Source organism: Shewanella sp. 1180_01 (assembly GCF_052850535.1).
In genome coordinates, this window is record NZ_VXCT01000027.1 from 12,592 (window position 1) to 31,698 (window position 19,107).

The following is a 19,107-nucleotide window of genomic DNA, read 5'->3' on the forward strand; positions in this document are numbered from 1 at the left end:
TTATTGCTGGTGGATGAATGCACTTATTTTTGAGTGTTCATTCGCCGACATTTATTGGTTAAGGCTGCACTTTTTATGTAACTTGTTTAACGTTAAATCTGCTTTAACGCCAAATCCTGTAGGGTTGCAGCTTTTCGGTGACGCCTTGCTGCTTGGGGCAAAGCGTCTGGGTTTCAGTAACAACATGAGCTTGCGCTTCTACTGACAATCCATGGTCTTGTGTATTTTGTTTTCTCGTTTGTTTAGCTATTTATCTTGGCTAAACAGTTGATCTAACTTGTCTTCAAAGGCGTGGTAGCCCAAATACTTATACAAGTCTTTACGGGTCTGCATAGTGTCGAGCACGTTGCGTTGATGACCATCATTCATCAGCGCTTGCATGACGTTCAGTGCCGCTTGGTTGGCTGCACGGAAAGTACCGAGTGGATAGAGCACCATGTCGGCGCCCGCCTCGGCGAGTTCTTCTTTATTGAACAATTGGGTTTGACCAAATTCGGTCATGTTGGCCAAAATCGGTGCTTTGACTTGCGCTTTAAAGTGGCGATATTGGTCTAGCTCAGTTAAGGCTTCGGCGAAGATCATGTCGGCACCGGCGGCAATATAGGCTTGCGCGCGTTCGATACCGGCTTCTAAGCCTTCAACGGCAACCGCATCCGTACGCGCCATGATCACAAAGTTAGGATCGGTACGGGCATCGACGGCCGCTTTAATGCGATCGACCATTTCTTCTATGCTCACGACCGCTTTGTTAGGTCTGTGGCCGCAACGCTTTTGCGACACTTGGTCTTCCATGTGCACAGCGGCGACGCCAACTTTTTCGAATTCTTTGATGGTGCGAGCAATATTGAATGCGCCGCCCCAGCCTGTATCGATATCGACCAATAAAGGCGCTTGTGTGGCTGAGGTGATACGACCGGCATCGATCAGCACGTCGTTCATTGAGGTCATACCTAAGTCAGGCAAACCGTAGGAAGCATTGGCAACGCCAGCGCCCGAAAGATACAAGGCTTGGAAGCCAGTTTGCTCTGCCATCAAGGCAAAATAGGCATTGGTGGTGCCAACGATTTGTAACGGTTTGGCCTTAGCGAGAGCTTGGCGAAAACGTAATCCTGCGCTTTGGGTCATGGTTTTATCCTTTTCCATTTATGGGAAGTGGGCATAGTGAGCCGTAAGAACTTAGCTAATGTTGGCTAAGGTTTCTTTTGCGGCTGCATTGGCTTGCAATTCAATTAAGCGTAATTCGGTATTTTTACGCCCCTGTTCGATATGGCGGCGCATCAGCAAACTGGCGAGTTCACCATCGCGCTGGGCAATGGCTTCGACTATGCGTCTGTGTTCGGCAATCGCTTTCACGGGGCGATTTTTATTAGTGCACTGGTAGCGATACATACGTAGCAGGTGGTACAGGCCGCCGACTAAGGTTTCTTGCAGATGCTTGTTACCGCTGGCTTGAATAATTTGGTAGTGAAAATCGACATCGCCTTCCTCTTGGAAGTAGGTATCTCCCTTGGCGAGTGCCGCTTCTTGCGTTGCGAGCAGATCTTCTAACTTGGCTAATTGTTCTGGGGTAATACGACTGGCGGCCAGTTCACAGGCCATGCCTTCGAGTACGCTACGAAGTTGATATAAATCGTTAAGTTCGCTCACTGTCAGTTGTGCGACGCGGGCGCCAACATGGGGGGCGCGCACCACTAAGCGTTGTCTTTCTAAGGTTTGCAGGGCTTCGCGGGTCGGGCCGCGGCTGATGCCGTATTTTTCGGCCAGTGCTTGCTCGTTAATCTTGCTGCCTGCAGGCAGTTCGCCTTTGATGATGCTGGTTTGGATCTGCACCAAAATTTGATCGGCGAGTGTGGTCGACGTTTTATCTGCCGAGGTCGATTTGACCTTATGCAGGTGGGGAACTTGAGTGTCATCAGAAACGAACGTCGTGTCTTGCTTCAACATAGAACGCATCACTATTAATAGGATTGTCGACAATGGGTAAAAAATAGCCCTCCCTTGGTGGATTGTCAACAATGTGTTTACTTAGACGTAAGTCTACATCCTAATTGCTTTTTATTTATTGTTATGATTTTTATAGTTTTATTTTAATTTGTTCGATTTTAATATTTTAGCTTATGAATTTTTAAATGTTAAATTGTCAACAATGAGGTGGTTTTTGCCGTCCGTTCTTGTTGCAGGTGTTGATGGCTTTGGGGGAAATAGTCCAAATGCATTTGGCATGTTTGTCCTTCGCGTTATGCTATGGGCGGAATGACACGCTTGGAGGTGACAGTGGAAAAAGTGTTAGTGAGCAGTTGTTTACTCGGGCAAGCGGGTTGGGCAGCGTATCTTAACCGCTCAGAGTGAGGATGTGACCTACGCTTTTAGTCTGGGAGCCGATCTCGCGCTTAAGCTGGCGCAGCAACAAGGGATTAAAGTGGCGATTTTAAAAGCCCGTAGTCCATCCTGTGGGAATAAGCAGATTTACGATGGTCAATTTGTAAAACAGTTAATTGCGGGGCAAGAATTAACGGCTGAAAAACTCAGTGCAGCAGGGATAACCGTATTCAATGAATTGGAGTTATTCGCTGCAGCGGCATGCGTTGCTGAACTAGAGCAAAGCTAGAGACGAGCTAGCTTGCTTGAGTGTGATTAGTGCTGGTGGCGCTATCCGCGACATTTTGATTTGTTTGCAGTAACGCATGAATTTGTTGATCTTTTTCCGCCCACACTTGGTTTAACCAGCGTTGGAACTCGACGCGATACTCAGACTCAGAGAAATAACGCGTTGGATCGACTTGAGGTACGGGCAGGGCGTTGATCCGCACGATAATCTTGCTGACCTTGCCGTTCATCACCCCAAACAGAATATCGTCAGGCGCATCTGGGTAGACAATTGTCATATCCAGCAGGTTAGTAAATTGCTCACCCATGGCCGATAGGGTAAAAGCGATTCCACCTGCTTTAGGACGTAACAAATGTTGATAAGGCGAGTTTTGGCGTTGATGTTTATCACGGGTAAACCGGCTGCCTTCAACATAGTTAATGATTGACGTGGGCATATTTTTAAATTTTTCGCAGGCGCGGCGTGTGGTCGCTAAATCTTTGCCCTTAAGCTTTGGGTTCTTCTTGAGTTTTGCTGGGCTGGTTCTGTTCATAAATGGCATATCCAGCGCCCAACAACCCAGTCCCATAATCGGCACATAGATGAGTTCTTTTTTGAGGAAGAACTTCAACATAGGAATATGGTTGCGTAACACATAAGTTTGCGCGGCGATATCGAAGCCACTGAGGTGGTTGCTGATCAGCAAGTACCAGCTGTTTTTATCGAGTCCTTCGAGCCCTTCGACATCCCACTCAATTTTAGCGATCAAAAACAGAATGCCACCGTTGCAGCAGGCCCACGCCCACATAAAACGATTCATAACCGCAGTCACCGCATTACGTGCACTTTGCGCTGGCATCATGAGTTTTACGACTCCGCCTATGCTGATAAGCGAGCCCCAAACGGCGGTATTAATGATCAGCAAGCTTAAGCTCAGCATAAACAACACTGGCCCGGGCAGGAAATTCAACATAGTGGCGTTACCTTTATTCTTTATTCGCTTGGCTAGCGAGTTGGCTTAACACTTGATCCTTAGTGAGCCAGAGTTGATTCAGTTGTTCTTGGAAGCCAATTTTAAAATCGCGGTCATTCATATAATCGCCGCGCATCGCAGGATCAATATCAGAGACCTTGATGTGTACTTTAACGCTTGGCAACTTACCTGTCAGGTAGTCCCAATAGCTTGGCACTGCGTCTGGGTAATAAATGGAGACATCGACGAGCTTGTGGATCTGTTCACCCATGGCCGATAGTGCGAAGGCCATGCCGCCTGCTTTAGGTTTTAACAAATGTTGGAACTGTGAGTTCTGCTTTTGATGCTTAGCCTTGCTGAAGCGGGTGCCTTCGACAAAGTTCATCACACTTACCGGTTTAGCCTTGAACTTAGCACAGGCTTTACGTGTAATTTCAATGTCTTTGCCCTTTAGCTTAGGGTTTTTACGTAGCTGTGCCGTGCTATAACGGCGCATAAACGGAAAATCGAGCGCCCACCAAGCTAGGCCTAAAATCGGCACAAAAATCAGTTCTTGCTTGAGGAAAAACTTCAAGAAAGGGATTTTTCGATTAAAAATCCGCTGCAGGATCAGGATATCCACCCAAGACTGGTGGTTGGCTATCACCATGTACCACTCTTTAGTGGAAAAGTCGGTGTCACCACTCAGTTCAATCTTAACGGGATGTAAGCAGCGTTCAATTACGCCATTAACACTGATCCAAGCGCTGGCACAAAAGTCGAGTACATGGCTAGTTGCAGTCCTTAACGAACTGATAGGTATCAGTTTTATAAAACTGACCAACAGGATTGGGATTGTCCAAAAGACGGTATTTATAACGTAGCCTAAAAATGCGATACAGCCTTTTATCTGTGAAAACAGCGTTCCCATCCGAGCCCCCTGACAAAAATTGGAGGCCTATGTTACTCGGTGTCGGCGTTTGGCTCAATCTTAGGCACTGCTGGTCGGTGCATTTGTTAACATTTGTTCCCGCGAAAACTCAATATTGCTGGGATAAGCGGGCGAGTAATCTATCCATAGCGCGATAACCCAGTGCTTGGGCAATATGGCGGCGTTCTGTGTTAGGCACTTGTTCCAGATCGGCAATAGTGCGCGCGACTCTTTGTATACGGTGGAAGCTGCGAACCGAGAGGCCAAGCTTTACCACGCTTTGTTCCAAAAACACTAAATCAGCGTCACTGAGTCCGCTAAAGCGTTTCAATTGTTTCCCTGTGAGTTCACTATTGAGCACGCCAGCGCGGGCGAGTTGCAGCTCACGCGCTAGTTTGACCCGTTTGGCGATATCTTGGCTGGTCTCTGTTTGCGGCGCGGCTTGAGTTAAGGTGCCCGCGGGGAGCTTGGGGACTTCAATGGTTAAATCGAAGCGGTCGAGAAATGGGCCCGAAAGTCGTGAAAGATAACGCTGAATCTGTTCGGGGCTCGATCTGTGTTGGCTATCAATATCACCGCTCGGGCTGGGATTCATCGCCGCGATTAGTTGGAAGCGACTCAAAAATGTCAGCTTAGCGGCGGCGCGGGAAATCACCACTTCGCCGGTCTCCATCGGCTCGCGCAGGCAATCTAAGACTTTCCGAGGAAATTCGGCAACTTCATCTAAAAACAGCACGCCACGGTGGGCGAGGGAAATTTCACCGGGTTTGGGAATACTGCCGCCACCCACGAGGGATATCGATGAACTTGTGTGGTGTGGCGAGCGAAATGGTCGCTGTAAAAAATGCTGCGGCTTAATGTCGAGTCCGGCAACGGAATGAATCGCCGCCACTTCTAATGCTTCCTCATAATTAAGCGCGGGCAATAGCGCCATCATGCGGCTGGCAAGCATGGTTTTGCCCGTACCTGGCGGGCCAAGCATCAGGAGGTTATGGTTTCCCGCCGCGGCAATTTCGAGTGCTTGCTTGGCCTGATATTGGCCAATCACATCGCTCAGGCAGGTATGGGACTCAGGCGTCTCTTGGCTTATCCATTCTAATTGCGGCGCTAACGTCGGCAGTTGGTTTTGCCCCTGTAAATAGGCGGCCAGACTTTGAAGGTGCGAGCCAAACAACACATTAGGATAGCCGACTAACTCGGCATCGTGGCGATTATCCAGCGGCAATATCAAGGTATGGTCTTGGCGCTTAGCGGCGATAATCGCCGGTAGTAATCCTTGGCAATAACGTATGTGCCCAGACAGTGCCAACTCACCGACAAACTCAAGATTTTTTAAACTATTAGCAGGGATTTGTTCCGAGGCGGCCAATATGCCCACGGCGATGGGTAAATCGTAGCGGCCACCTTGTTTAGGTAAATCTGCTGGCGCGAGGTTAACGGTTATCCGCCGCATCGGAAACTCGAATCCTGCATTAATCAGCGCGCTGCGCACCCGCTCGCGGGCTTCTTTCACCGACGCTTCGGGTAATCCCACTAGATTAAATGCCGGTAAGCCGTTACTGAGATGCACTTCAACTGTGACTTGGGGCGCTTCGACCCCACAACTGGCTCGGGTATTGACGCAGGCAATCGCCATAAACAAATCCTTTTGTGGTTCATTTCGCGCAGAATTTGAGTGTAGCAGTAATTGGGATTATGGCTTCGCCATCTATGGGGATTGCCGTTTGGTTGCACCAAACAGTGGGCTTTATGAGGTTAAGTTTTAAGTTCGGGTGTTCGTTTTGATTAAAGTTAAAGTCGTGGGGCTTCACCCCCCCCTAATTTTTTAATCAAGAGTCGACCAAGAAGGACTGCTCGTCCTACATTCCTTGGATTCTCCATGACGCCCCTAACGGAGTTGAAAGCCCCTTGTGCTCATTGCCAAATGTGCTATTGATTCTGAAGTCCTCACTTTACATCCATGTAAATCACTCCAGTTCGGCAATCCTTACCTCTCGCTCATAAACGCGAAAATCACTGACTTTCATTCGCCCTGCGGCAACTCCGAGGGGATGGTGTATTCCTTTAGCTTTGATGTTGATAGTTCCTAATGTCCAAAATCATGTTTTGCTTTTTTGTAATGCTTAATCTTGAAGCTTTGGTGGTGGAATAGGTGTTATGGATGGAAGTTCTGGCGGTAGAATTGGAGTAACTGGTGGAAGTATGTAAGTGTTTTGTGGAGGAAGATATTGAGGCATGGGCGTATTTATTTTATCGAGATGTTCTTCATGTTCTAAAGCGTATTCAACACCATCCGAAGTTAAGCGATAGCCAACCCATTCATTACCATTCCAATCCGAATCGATTGATTTTTCAATTAAAGATAATCGCTCTAGTTTGATTATAGCAAGATCGAATTTGTGTAGAGCAATGTGTTTTAATTTTGAATTAAGCTCATTATAAGTAAACAATTCTCCATTTGTGACAGAGGGTAATAGGATTCCTATTATTTCTAGCGATAGTTCATTAAGTTCATATGTCTTATGCAACTGTGGATTTTTAATAAAATCATTTGTCTTTTTAACAAAATGGCCAAGTTTTGCCATCTGTTTCAAGAAGGCCGAACAGGCCGCGCTAACTGCTGACTCAATTTCATTATCAGAGCGATTTGCGTTGTAATCTTGAGTGTTTATACCAAGCAGATCGCTGGGCATGAAAAAGTCACTACCTCTTGGCCTAAGAATAAAACATCGCTCCTGACCTATTGCTCCTATAAAAAGACCAAGCTCAAATAATACGTTATCTCTAATCGATGGTTTTTCATTACCACGCATCACCGTTAAATCGTCGGGTGTGAAAATAAATAGAGCAAAATCAACATTGTTAGCTTTTTCATTCAGCGATGAAAGTGTACTACCGCCGGGTTCAAATATCTTTGGCCATAATGTTCCTTCTGCACTTCTGTCCATACAGGCGTTACAAGCTGAAGCGACTTCATAACTTTCTGATGATGACCCGATAAATATTCTTGGTAGCCTACTCATTGCAATACCTCATTGTACTGATTTTATTAGACTTTAACATACGCTTAGAATGTAGAAAAAGGTTTTAGATTGTAATTTTTCGTATGTAAATTCAAATAGTGTATTGATTTGCATGGTACGTACCTGATGCGTGTACCAGAGTTGATCAGTATATCTTTTAAGCTCTAATAACCAACACTATCAAAGCTAAAGAATGCACTGTTATCTCGAAAGATACACCGAAGCTAGCGAATTCACATTGGTATGTAAGTGACCGTTGACGGCATGGATGCCGTCGTCGAGCCCTCAGGGACGAGTTAATGGCGAGTCACTGGAATAACAATGTGAATTTGAGCATTGAGCAAATGATTTCAATTCAGTTTGTGACGTCTTGAGGGGCTCATTCAATGAGATTGGGTGAGTAGTCTCATTTGGTCGACTCTATAACTGAAAATCATTGTTCCTCCCCCCCCCACGACCTTGATTCACCTCGGCCGTTAGGCCGTAAGACTGACCCATAAGATAGTCTGCAATGACTCATAAATATTCTGCTACGGATCCACGCGATTTCCTTATACCGACTGGGTGTCGGAATAAATAGTCAGCATATAAAGTATACTTTGTATCATTTTGTGGTTTAATCGAAACATCTGCTGCTGGTTTTAGCAACATTTTGGGCGGCGATGCGGTAACAAGGTTGTGATTCGATAATAATAAAGTGACCTCTTGTGAAGGATGACATTTGAGGGAACATGGTCGAGGAGAACTCGCCTATGCGTTCGTGGATGTTAGCGTGTGTGTTTATCTGTACTGCGGGTTTTGGTGGGGCGGCTTGGGCAAAACTCGATGTTGTATTTTTTAATCCGGGGGCTGCCGATGACAGTTTTTGGGGGGACGTCGACCAATTGATGTTGGAGGCATCGACGACACTCAATATTAAGCTCGAAATCATTCATTCCGATCGCAATCATTTCAAGATGATCACCCAACTCGATGAGTTGTTAGCTTCTGCAAAAGTACTACCCAATTACGTTATTCTGGTTAATGAAAAACAATCCGCGATAAAAATGCTGCAAGCGCTTTCCCCACATCCTATCTACGTGCAATTGATTTTAAATGATATTTCCATCGGTGAGCGTGATGCGCTACTGCAAGATCCCCATTGGCAAGAATATCTGTTACCCGCCATTATTCCCGATAATTACGCCATTGGTTCGGCGACCGCTAAGGGCTTAATGGACGACTTAGAGGGAAAGCCAGCTAAAGTTCTGTTGATTTCGGGCGATAAATCGACGCCTGCTTCAGTGCCATGTACCCAAGGCGCCAGTGATTATTTCTTTATGCAGCCCAATGCCACTCTGACTCAAACGGTTTATGGCCAGTGGAGCGACGCTGTGGCTTATGGTCAAGCGTTAACCCTACTGAATCGTTATCCCGATCTGAATGTGATTTGGACCGCCAGTGATCGTATGGCGATTGGAGTGCTTAAAGCATTGAAGGAAAAAGGCTTAGTCTCGGGTAGGGATGTATTTGTCAGTACGATCAATACGTCCCCCGAGATTTTACAGCTTTGTCGCCAACACTCGGTGAGCATTATTGGTGGCGGGCACTTTATGGCTGGCGCGTTAGCTTTAGTCGAGTTGCAATATTATCAGCAGCATAAGCACTATATTCCCTATGACAATGTCACCTTGTTCGGCGTTTTACTGCCTGATTCGGCATTTTATCAAATGTTAGTTGCTCGGGATTGGCCACAGATTTTCCAGTCTCAGATTTTGAATAAGTTGCCCTTCAAGGCGTAATAACGGGTGTACATGAAGCATCGAAATCATTCTATTAGTCATAAGATGACGCTGACCATTATCGGGGTGAGCTCATTTTTTGCTGTGTTAACTATGCTGGTGCAGTTGATTTGGAACTATCAGGATAGTATCGACAATGCCACGTCGGATATCCGCGAATATTCAGAATCTATTCTGCCGAGTGTGGCGAAGTCGCTGTGGGACGTTGACCGCAGCCTGCTATCTGATTTGCTCTCTGGTTTAGGGATGATGCCGTTAGTGTCGAGTGTGCATTTAGACAGTATCGACGGTGTCACTATGCAGCTGGGTAAACCGCTGTTAACCGACGACGAGTCGCAAACCCTGTTTCATTATCCTGTGACTTATCAAGATCAGCTGATCGCAACCTTAACCGTAGGCTTAGACACCAACCAGCTTTACTACGAGCTGTGGCGGCAGTTGATTTTTATTGTGCTTGGCAATGGCTTAAAGACCCTGCTGATGATCTATTTGATCTTGACCTTAGTGCGACTCATGGTGACGGATAGATTGTCGGCATTGGAAGATTTTACTAATAAAATCAATCTTAAATCGCTAAAGAAGTTATCTGTGCCAGAGACGGTGACCGCCAGTCCTGACGAGATCTCCCATGTGGCATTGTCACTTAAGGCCATGTATCAAAGGATACGTAACGACCTCGCCATCAATAAACGCCATCAACGTGCGTTACAGCAACAGCAGCATTTATTGTCGGACTTAGTGAAAGAGCGGACCAAAGAACTAGATTGGCAGTCGCAGTCGAATCAGTTGCTGGCAGAGATTTCGTTGCAATTTTTGAGTATCGATACCTGCAATGTGGATAAAACCTTAGCTGAGGTGTGCCACAGAATAGGTCAGTTGTTTGATGTTGAGAGGGTGAGCATTCTCGAATTTCATCAACAGCATGCTTATTACCGCAGTTTTTGGACCAGCGAGTTACATGCTAACAAGGTCCAAGGGATTTCGGTGGACAACATTACTCAGCTTGCTAAAAAATTCGAGACAGAATCGACCTTAGTGATTGAGGATCTTGAGGCGTTAAAGGACTTTTCACCACAGGAATATGAGGTGATGAAATCCGTGGGCATTTGCTCTATTGCTGCCTTTGCGATTAAAAATGCCGGAGAGTTATTGGGATTACTCTCGCTGTCGACGGTGTCGCGGCCACTGAACTGGAATGCCCAGAAAAAGAATATGCTGACTCAGTTTGCGTCCGCATTGAACGAGTTACTGCTGCGCGAGCAAAAAGAGCGGCAGATGATAGTGCTGCAACAAGCGCTGGTTACTGCCAATACTCAATTGAAAGAAAAGGCCGAAACCGATGAGTTGACTGGGTTAGCGAATAGACGTCCTTTTACCGAAAGGCTAAAGGCTGTGCTACAGACCAAGACGCCAGCGGGACTGTTTATGTTGGACGTCGATTATTTCAAACCCTACAATGACACTTACGGTCATCTCGAAGGCGATGTCGTGCTTAAACGCGTGGCGGATGCCTTAGCGCAGTGCGATATCCTGCCGCACAATGCTTTGTTGGCGCGCATCGGGGGCGAAGAGTTTGCCTTAGTTGTTGAGCACGTAACGCCGGCACAGTTAACGGCCATTGCCACGCAGCTGTGTTATCTCGTCGAGCAACTCAATATTCCCCATCAAGCTTCTCCCTTGGCTGTGGTGACGATTAGTATTGGCAGCGTGTTTTTGCCATTAGATAAGGTCTCGGGGCTTAAGATGGCCGACGTGTTACGCCGCGCCGATGTTTGCCTCTATCGCGCTAAGGATAAAGGTCGCAATAGAGTTGAGGTTGAGGCATGTAACACAAGGACGTATTGAGTAAGTTTTTTCTAGTTTACTAAATGAGCCGCTAAATTTAGGAGTTAACCCGTTATGAGAAGCGACTAACCACAAGATCAGAGTCAAGAGCTTATAAGCTGCTCTCCCACCCTATTTTTTGCGCTTATCATCCTGGTTAACCAATTTTTGTAGATGAGCTTGGAATAGAGCTTCCAACTGCTTAGTATCACGTAACTGCTTAACTCTATAGTTAAACTCTTTTTCAATCAGTGTGCTTTCAGGAGAGCGTTTCGAAATCAACATGTAAAAAGGCTCCTGTAGATTCGTAGGCGAAGGGTTTGAAGTTAATGAGTTTGGCATAGGCCCATCATGATTAAGTGCTAGTGTACCTGCTATAATCTGCCTCCTTGCGAGAAAAAAATGACACCTATGCTTGATAAGCATTTGGGGCAAAATCCGTAACGAGCTAATTTCACTAATTGGTGTGTCTTTTCTCCAGCCAAAGTTGGTGTAATTAAAGCCATTAATCCCGCAGACGGTACCAAATTTCGCGAGCTGATTGATATCATCTACATGAAATTGCGGGCCAAAATCGGCCTTAAGATAAAAATAACTCGGGGTGAGGTAATAATAAGCATCAGATGGGATATAATCTCTCATACGTTGTGGATCTAGCGATGCGCTCATAGCGCCATCGATATTGCCATCCAAAACGTCTTTTAAACAACGTCGCCAAGGTAATGCCACCACTTCATAGTTAATTCCTATGGGCTTAAATGTACGTGCTAGTAAATCAATATCATAGCCGCCAAGTTCGGTAGTTTTCATGCCATTTAGTCGCACAAAATAATTGAATGGTGGGTATTCTGTGTCTTCGACACAGAAGCGTAATTTCGAACTTGGATGTGCAGCTGTGCCATATGCGGGCAGCGAGAGCAGAGTCACGCATAGGTTAAAAATGAGCAGATATAATAAACGTATCATGAGATTGAAACCTCTCGTATCTTTTAATGAGTGTAGCAAAGCGGCAACAATTAATTTACCTCGTTGAACTTTTGTCGAACCAAGTAAACTTGACATTCGGCATGAGAATATTTTATTCAGCTGACACGCGAGCAATAAAGCGCGGGTTGGTCCTAGTTAGTCCAGTGTTAAATGAAAGGTGTTACATGAGTCTGTTTGATAACGTGATGATTATTTTGTGCCTAATCGGCGCGAGTTGTTTCTTCTCTATGTCAGAAATTGCACTTGCCGCTTCACGTAAAATCCGTTTACGTCAGTTGGCCGATGAGGGCGATGCCCGTGCAGAAAAAGTGCTGCAGTTACAAGCCGTTCCCGGCAGTTTTTTTACTGTGGTACAAATCGGTCTTAATGCCGTTGCCATCATGGGCGGTATCGTCGGTGAGTCGGCATTTCGGCCTTATTTCTATGAATTACTGTCGCCTTTGCTGACCGATCCTTGGTTGAGCCAAATGAGCTTTGTTTTATCCTTTATTGTCGTCACCAGTGCCTTTATTCTGGTGGCCGATTTGATGCCAAAACGCATTGCCATGGCGATGCCTGAGCCTGTCGCGTTGGCCGTTGTTGGGCCTATGTCTTTCTGTATCGTGCTACTGCGTCCATTCGTGTGGTTTTTCAATGGCATGGCGAGCGGCATCTTTAAACTGCTGCAAATCCCAACCGTGCGTAACGATGCCATCACCTCTGACGACATTTATGCCGTGATGAACGCGGGCGCTGAAGCAGGGGTGTTAGATCGCGGTGATCAACAGATGATGGAAAATGTGTTTGAAATGCAAACCGTTTCTGTGACTTCGGCCATGACGGCTCGTGAAAGCTTAGTGTACTTTTTACTGCAAGATAGCGAAGAAGATATCAAGCGTAAGATTTCTGAAGATCCCCACACTAAGTTCCTCGTCTGCGATGGTCAGTTAGATATGATCAAAGGTTTTGTGGATGCAAAAGAGCTGCTGATCCGAGTGATTAACGGTGAGAATATTACTCTAAAAGGCAGTAACTTAGTCCACACTTCGCTGATCATTCCCGATACTTTGAGCCTATCAGAGGCTATGGAATACTTTAAGAATAGCCGCGCCGATTTTGCCGTGGTTATGAACGAATATGCGTTAGTGGTCGGGATTGTTACGACCAACGATCTACAGCGCGCGGTAATGGGTGCTTGGTCATTGCACGAGAGCGAAGAGCAGATCATCGCCCGTGATAGCAACTCTTGGTTAGTAGATGGGGTAACACCGATTACTGACGTGATGCGCGCCTTCGGCATCGAAGAATTCCCGCATAATCAGAACTACGAAACCATTGCTGGTTTTATGATGTATATGCTGCGTAAAATCCCTAAGCGTACCGATTTCGTCAACTATGCGGGCTATAAATTTGAGGTGGTCGATATCGATTCTTACAAGGTCGATCAGCTATTGGTTACCCGCATCGATCCTATCGATAAGCTCAACTCACCGGATGTGTAATCCCGTCATCTTGTGATGATAAAGCTATTCTCGAATAAGTGACTCTCTTGGGCTAAGTGTTTAGCCTTGGAGAGTCGTTTTACTGTTAGCGCTCCTAGTCCCCGTCGATACCCGCTACGCAAAAATCGCTTTTGTATTAACTATTTTCGTTTAAATCACATCCAAAAATGCATTGACTATGGGATCGTCGAGCCGTTTTACTTTGCAGCAGCAACCTAATTCGAACGGCGGAATCGCAACTGGCGACGAGAGCAGTTGAATGCGATCCCGCACTGGGCTGTTATTGATTACCACTTCTGGGCTCATGCTCACGCCGCAGCCTAACGCCACCATAGAGGCGATCGCTTCTTGGCCCGACACTTGGGCGTAAATATTTGGGCTGATGCCCATTTGTTTGAACCAGTTATCGGCGCGGCGACGTCCGGGCCCATGGTCGGGAATGATAAAGGGCACGCTCGACCAATCGATGGGCGTTTGGGAAATCTGCTGCTGCACCGCGCAACGGATAGTTGGGGCGATAATCGACAGCGGCACATCGTCGATTTTGGCAAAGTGTAAGCTGCTGGGAAACGGATCGGGCAGGGCGGCGATGGCGATATCGGCGCGATTCTGCTGCACTTCTGCCAGCGCGTTCGCCGCATCTCCCGTGGTTAAGGCGATTTCGACGAAGGGATGTTCTTGGCGGAATAAATCCAATAAACCCGGTAAATGACTGTAGGCGGCGGTGACCGAGCAATACAGATTCAACCGACCGCGCAGTACGTCCTGCTTGAGATCGATACTGTGCTTGAGCGTGCTCCAATGGTTCAAAGTCTGCTCGGCGAACCGCTTAAATTCGTGCCCTGCGTGGGTTAAGGTCACGCTGCGATTATCCCGCTCTAACAGCTTAGCGTTCACTTCCTCTTCTAATCTTTGCAGGGCTCGGCTTAAGGTCGATGGGCTCACATGCATCTGCTCCGCCGTCTTGGCGAAGTGCAAACTGTCACATAAGTGCAGGTACAATTTGAGGGTACGAATATCCATAATCTTATCCTGTTTAGTCTGAGCTTGAGCCTTGGCTTGAGTGACGGCGTGATTGGGTAACGCATATTGGCGCCGATGTTACTGCTCATGATTGCAGTTGACGTTGCGCAGAATGCAATATGAAGTTCCGAATATATCATTTTAAGCAATGATAAGCATGGGTTATAGTGATTTCAATCACAACCAAGCTGTAACATTATGTTAGTTTGGTTGCGTCCAAAATTTCTGACTTATAGGTGGTATATCAGATGGCTAACTATTTTAACTCTCTGAATTTACGTCAACAATTAGCACAGCTTGGCCAATGTCGTTTCATGGATCGTTCTGAGTTTAGCGACGGCTGTAACTACATCAAAGATTGGAATATAGTTATTTTAGGTTGTGGTGCTCAAGGTCTTAACCAAGGCTTGAACATGCGTGATTCGGGTCTGAACATTTCTTTTGCCCTGCGTCCTGAAGCGATTGAACAGAAACGTGCCTCATGGCAGAAAGCGACCGACAACGGTTTCCGTGTCGGTACCTTTGAAGAATTAATTCCCGCAGCGGATCTAGTGCTTAACCTGACGCCGGACAAACAGCATTCAAATGTGGTTAACGCTGTTATGCCACTGATGAAGCAAGGTTCTACCTTGTCTTACTCACACGGCTTCAACATCGTTGAAGAGGGAATGCAAGTTCGTCCCGATATCACTGTGGTGATGGTTGCGCCTAAGTGCCCAGGCACTGAAGTGCGTGAAGAATACAAACGTGGTTTTGGTGTACCAACCCTTATTGCGGTTCACCCAGAAAACGATCCAAACGGTGACGGCTTAGAGATTGCGAAAGCCTACGCTAGCGCAACGGGTGGCGACAGAGCCGGTGTTTTACTGTCGTCTTTCATCGCTGAAGTTAAGTCGGATCTGATGGGCGAGCAGACCATTCTGTGCGGTATGTTGCAGACGGGCGCCATCTTAGGTTACGAGAAAATGATCGCCGATGGCGTTGAGCCAGGCTACGCGGCCAAGCTTATCCAGCAAGGTTGGGAAACGGTCACTGAAGCGCTGAAACACGGTGGCATCACTAACATGATGGACCGTTTGTCTAATCCAGCCAAGATTAAAGCATTTGAAATTGCAGAAGATTTAAAAGAAATCCTCCAGCCATTATTTGAAAAGCACATGGATGACATCATCAGCGGCGAATTCTCTCGCACTATGATGGAAGATTGGGCGAACGATGATGCGAACTTACTGCGTTGGAGAGCGGAAACTGGCGAAACAGGTTTCGAAAATGCACCCGTATCGAGCGAGCATATCGACGAACAAACCTATTTCGACAAAGGTATTTTCCTTGTCGCTATGATCAAAGCGGGTGTGGAACTGGCGTTCGACACTATGGTGTCTGCGGGTATCGTGGAAGAGTCGGCTTATTATGAGTCACTGCACGAAACCCCACTTATCGCTAACACGATTGCCCGTAAGCGTTTGTACGAAATGAACGTGGTGATTTCAGACACGGCCGAATACGGTTGCTACCTGTTCAATCACGCCGCCGTACCTATGCTGCGCGATTACGTTAATGCCATGTCATCTGAGTATTTAGGTGCTGGCCTGAAAGATAGCGCAACCGGTGTCGACAACCTAACGCTAATCGCAGTTAACGAAGCGATTCGTGAAACGGCTGTGGAATATGTTGGCGCTGAACTTCGCGGTTACATGACTGATATGAAGAGTATTGTTGAGGCTTAATTGATCGTTAGTTAAGCCCAACATTGGGGGAGAGGGTTGAGACTCAAAGGACTTGGGTCTCAGCTCAGTTCCCAAGCAACCTCAGAGACTGAAACGTGCGTCTTGAGTTTGCTTCGTGATGAATCAGCTTAGTGATAAACAAATTTTTCCTGTTCAGTGGGTTGTCGAGCGGGCAAAAACGACATAGTTAGTGAGTTAATAGTTAGTGAGTGAATCTTCAGTGAGCGTTCGATGGTGAATGTGCGTTCAGTGAATGAATCCTGCGGTAGGTGAATCGCGCCGACTGAGGATCAACAGTTAACGTTTTACTTTGTTGTTTTGCATTGTCTCGGCAGGGAAGCTGAATTTTTTTTGACAAAAGATATTTTTTATTGTGTTTGGCTGTCGCTTTATGGTAAAGCTAATAGCTCGCGGTCTGGCAAAGTCCAAAGCGAAACTAACTTTCATGCAATATCCCAATTTTAGAAACACCGATTAGGAATCCATATTGATGTTTAACCAAGCTGCCAAGCTCATTCTCGTGATTATTACCGTCGTGATTATTAAATCACAGCGGGGGCGGCGCATGGCGAACTGATAGACCTAAAAGGTTAAAAGTTTCGAAAGAACCCCCCGCTCCGAAAGGACCGGGGGGTTCTTCGTTTTAGGGCCTAGAGCAAGGTCCTAAGCTTCGAAAGAGTAAAAAATTAGCGTCGATTTCCGGCAATTCAGGACTAACGTAGCGAGAGAGAATATGGAACCAGGGCAGATGATCAGAGGCGCAGATGCGGTAATTAAAGTGTTAGCAGCACATGGAGTCACCACAGTGTTTGGTTACCCAGGTGGTGCCATTATGCCAATATACGATGCCCTCTATGGAAGCCCTGTCGAACATCTGCTCAGCCGTCACGAACAAGGCGCCGCCTTTGCCGCCGTAGGATACGCAAGAGCCAGCGGTAAAACTGGCGTGTGCTTTGCGACTTCAGGCCCTGGCGCGACTAACTTGATCACTTCCTTAGCCGACGCGCTGTTAGATTCTGTGCCTATGGTGGCCATCACAGGCCAAGTTTCTACCGCCGTTATCGGCACCGACGCCTTTCAAGAAATCGACGTGCTGGGCATGTCACTGAGCTGCACTAAGCACAGTTTTATGGTGACAGACGTCAACGACCTGATCCCAACCTTGTATCAAGCCTTCGAAATCGCTGCATCCGGTCGCCCTGGCCCTGTGCTGGTCGATATCCCGAAGGATATCCAAATCGCCCAATTGGAATATCGCACACCTTTGCTGGCTGTGATGAACGAACCCCAAGCCGAGATGAGTGATATCGATGCTGCCCGTGCACTATTGGCTGAGGCTAAACAGCCTATGTTGTATGTCGGCGGTGGTGTAGGCATGGCGGGCGCGGTCGATCAACTGCGTGAGTTTATCAAAGTGACGGGCATACCTTCGGTCGCAACCTTGAAAGGGCTGGGCAGTATCGCCCACGGCACACCCGGCTACTTAGGCATGTTAGGCATGCATGGCGGCAAGGCCGCTAACTTAGCTGTACAGGATTGCGATTTACTGATCGTGGTGGGTGCCCGTTTCGACGACAGAGTCACCGGCCGTTTAGCGAGCTTTGCCGACAAGGCCAAAGTTATTCATTTAGATATCGACGCCGCTGAGCTGGGTAAATTGCGTATGCCTGAGGTGGCAATCGCCGGCGACTTACGCCAAATCTTACCTGCCTTAGCCATGTCGATGAACATCACCCCTTGGCAGGCCGAGGTGGAGCATTTATCCCGTAAGCACCAATGGGATTATCAACACCCCGGCAGTTTGATCTACGCCCCAGCGTTGCTGCGCCGTTTAGCCAATAAGTTACCCGAAGACAGTGTAGTGTGCTGCGATGTGGGTCAGCACCAAATGTGGGTGGCCCAGCATATGTGGTTCCGCCGCCCAGAAGATCATCTGTCCAGCGCGGGCTTAGGCACTATGGGCTTTGGCTTACCCGCCGCGATTGGTGCGCAAGTGGCCCGTCCCGATGCCACTGTGGTGACAGTATCTGGCGATGGTTCTTTTATGATGAATGTGCAGGAACTGACCACCATCAAACGCCGCAAGCTGCCAGTGAAAATCGTGCTGGTTGATAACCAAAAGCTTGGCATGGTGAAACAGTGGCAACAGCTATTCTTTGAAGAACGCTACAGCGAAACGGATTTATCCGATAACCCAGATTTTGTTTTATTGGCCTCCGCCTTTGATATCCCCGGCCGCACGATTTTCTCTTCCGACGAAGTGGAAGAAGCCTTAACAGAAATGTTAGCGGCTAAGGGCCCGTATTTATTACACGTTGCAATCGACGATGCTTTTAACGTTTGGCCACTGGTGCCCCCCGGCGCATCAAACAGCGATATGATGGACGAAATGGAGAAACAAACATGATCCACTCTCTGGAATTAACGGTTCAACAACGCCCCGAAGTGCTTGAGCGTGTTTTGCGCGTGACTCGCCATCGTGGCTTTACGATTACCCAAATGCAGATGCGCATGAATGACGATGCGAGCCTGTCGCTGGATATGGAGGTCGATAGCGAACGTGCCATCGAACTGTTAAGTAATCAGCTGAATAAACTGATTGATGTGACCCAATGTAAGGTATTGTTACCGCTGAGCTTACAACAAACGGCGAATGCTTAAGGCCTTGCTTAGGTGCATTTTAGTCCCTGATGTTGAGTGACTATGAGTGCCAGATATTGAGGGGAATGCGGTACGTGCAGCATTCGCCATATGAATTAAGAATACGATTTTCGATTTGAGATAAAGGATA

General features: G+C 47.1%; 14 protein-coding genes and 1 pseudogene. 7 read left to right on the forward strand and 8 right to left on the reverse strand.

Going from position 1 to position 19,107, the window contains the following annotated elements; translation table 11 throughout:
* Positions 1–246: 246 nt before the first annotated feature.
* Together prpB and FW758_RS14385 are read right to left on the reverse strand one after the other, a co-directional pair.
* On the reverse strand, positions 247–1,125 hold the full coding sequence (prpB, locus tag FW758_RS14380) for a methylisocitrate lyase (RefSeq protein ID WP_446445748.1): 879 nt from the start codon (positions 1,123–1,125) through the stop codon (positions 247–249).
* Between the two features lie 51 nt (positions 1,126–1,176).
* A complete protein-coding gene (locus FW758_RS14385; protein WP_006084449.1) occupies positions 1,177–1,944 on the reverse strand; it encodes a GntR family transcriptional regulator in 768 nt (255 codons plus the stop codon).
* 367 nt (positions 1,945–2,311) lie between these two features.
* On the opposite strand from FW758_RS14385, the pseudogene FW758_RS14390 reads away from it, so the two are divergent.
* A pseudogene (locus FW758_RS14390) lies at positions 2,312–2,608 on the forward strand (DUF523 domain-containing protein); the annotation flags it as partial.
* Positions 2,609–2,615: 7 nt separating this feature from the next.
* On the opposite strand, the gene FW758_RS14395 reads toward FW758_RS14390, so the two are convergent.
* From FW758_RS14395 to FW758_RS14410, 4 genes are all read right to left on the reverse strand, one after another.
* A complete protein-coding gene (locus FW758_RS14395; protein WP_446445749.1) occupies positions 2,616–3,560 on the reverse strand; it encodes an acyltransferase in 945 nt (314 codons plus the stop codon).
* Positions 3,561–3,573: 13 nt separating this feature from the next.
* Positions 3,574–4,470, reverse strand: coding sequence for an acyltransferase (locus tag FW758_RS14400; RefSeq protein WP_320127178.1), 897 nt, complete (start codon positions 4,468–4,470; stop codon positions 3,574–3,576).
* Between the two features lie 109 nt (positions 4,471–4,579).
* Entirely contained in the window at positions 4,580–6,106 is a 1,527-nt protein-coding gene (locus FW758_RS14405; protein WP_446445750.1) for a YifB family Mg chelatase-like AAA ATPase, read from the reverse strand.
* A 487-nt stretch (positions 6,107–6,593) separates the two neighbouring features.
* Positions 6,594–7,493 (reverse strand): TIR domain-containing protein, encoded by a 900-nt coding sequence (locus tag FW758_RS14410; protein WP_446445751.1) that lies wholly within the window; start codon positions 7,491–7,493, stop codon positions 6,594–6,596.
* Positions 7,494–8,245: 752 nt separating this feature from the next.
* Here FW758_RS14410 and FW758_RS14415 point away from each other — a divergent pair.
* Together FW758_RS14415 and FW758_RS14420 are read left to right on the forward strand one after the other, a co-directional pair.
* Entirely contained in the window at positions 8,246–9,274 is a 1,029-nt protein-coding gene (locus FW758_RS14415) for an ABC transporter substrate-binding protein (RefSeq protein ID WP_446445752.1), read from the forward strand.
* A 45-nt stretch (positions 9,275–9,319) separates the two neighbouring features.
* A complete protein-coding gene (locus FW758_RS14420; RefSeq protein ID WP_446445768.1) occupies positions 9,320–11,119 on the forward strand; it encodes a GGDEF domain-containing protein in 1,800 nt (599 codons plus the stop codon).
* Between the two features lie 111 nt (positions 11,120–11,230).
* Here FW758_RS14420 and FW758_RS14425 read toward each other — a convergent pair whose 3' ends face one another.
* Positions 11,231–12,064, reverse strand: a complete 834-nt coding sequence (locus tag FW758_RS14425) for a substrate-binding periplasmic protein (RefSeq protein WP_446445769.1) — start codon at positions 12,062–12,064, stop codon at positions 11,231–11,233.
* 185 nt (positions 12,065–12,249) lie between these two features.
* On the opposite strand from FW758_RS14425, the gene FW758_RS14430 reads away from it, so the two are divergent.
* The gene (locus tag FW758_RS14430) at positions 12,250–13,566 is read left to right on the forward strand and encodes a hemolysin family protein (protein WP_446445753.1); all 1,317 of its coding nucleotides are present in this window, start codon (positions 12,250–12,252) and stop codon (positions 13,564–13,566) included.
* A gap of 150 nt (positions 13,567–13,716) precedes the next feature.
* Here FW758_RS14430 and ilvY read toward each other — a convergent pair whose 3' ends face one another.
* Positions 13,717–14,589: an HTH-type transcriptional activator IlvY gene (ilvY, locus tag FW758_RS14435; protein WP_006083462.1), complete on the reverse strand. Its 873-nt coding sequence runs from the start codon at positions 14,587–14,589 to the stop codon at positions 13,717–13,719.
* A gap of 248 nt (positions 14,590–14,837) precedes the next feature.
* Between ilvY and ilvC the strand changes: the two genes are divergently transcribed.
* From ilvC to ilvM, 3 genes are all read left to right on the forward strand, one after another.
* Positions 14,838–16,316 carry a ketol-acid reductoisomerase gene (ilvC, locus tag FW758_RS14440; RefSeq protein WP_071940611.1) on the forward strand — a complete coding sequence of 493 codons (1,479 nt, stop codon included), beginning with the start codon at positions 14,838–14,840 and terminating at the stop codon, positions 16,314–16,316.
* A 733-nt stretch (positions 16,317–17,049) separates the two neighbouring features.
* The gene (ilvG, locus tag FW758_RS14445; RefSeq protein ID WP_006083460.1) at positions 17,050–18,723 is read left to right on the forward strand and encodes an acetolactate synthase 2 catalytic subunit; all 1,674 of its coding nucleotides are present in this window, start codon (positions 17,050–17,052) and stop codon (positions 18,721–18,723) included.
* Positions 18,720–18,977 carry an acetolactate synthase 2 small subunit gene (gene ilvM, locus FW758_RS14450; protein ID WP_006083459.1) on the forward strand — a complete coding sequence of 86 codons (258 nt, stop codon included), beginning with the start codon at positions 18,720–18,722 and terminating at the stop codon, positions 18,975–18,977. Before ilvG ends, ilvM begins: the two co-directional genes overlap by 4 nt.
* Positions 18,978–19,107 lie beyond the last annotated feature (130 nt).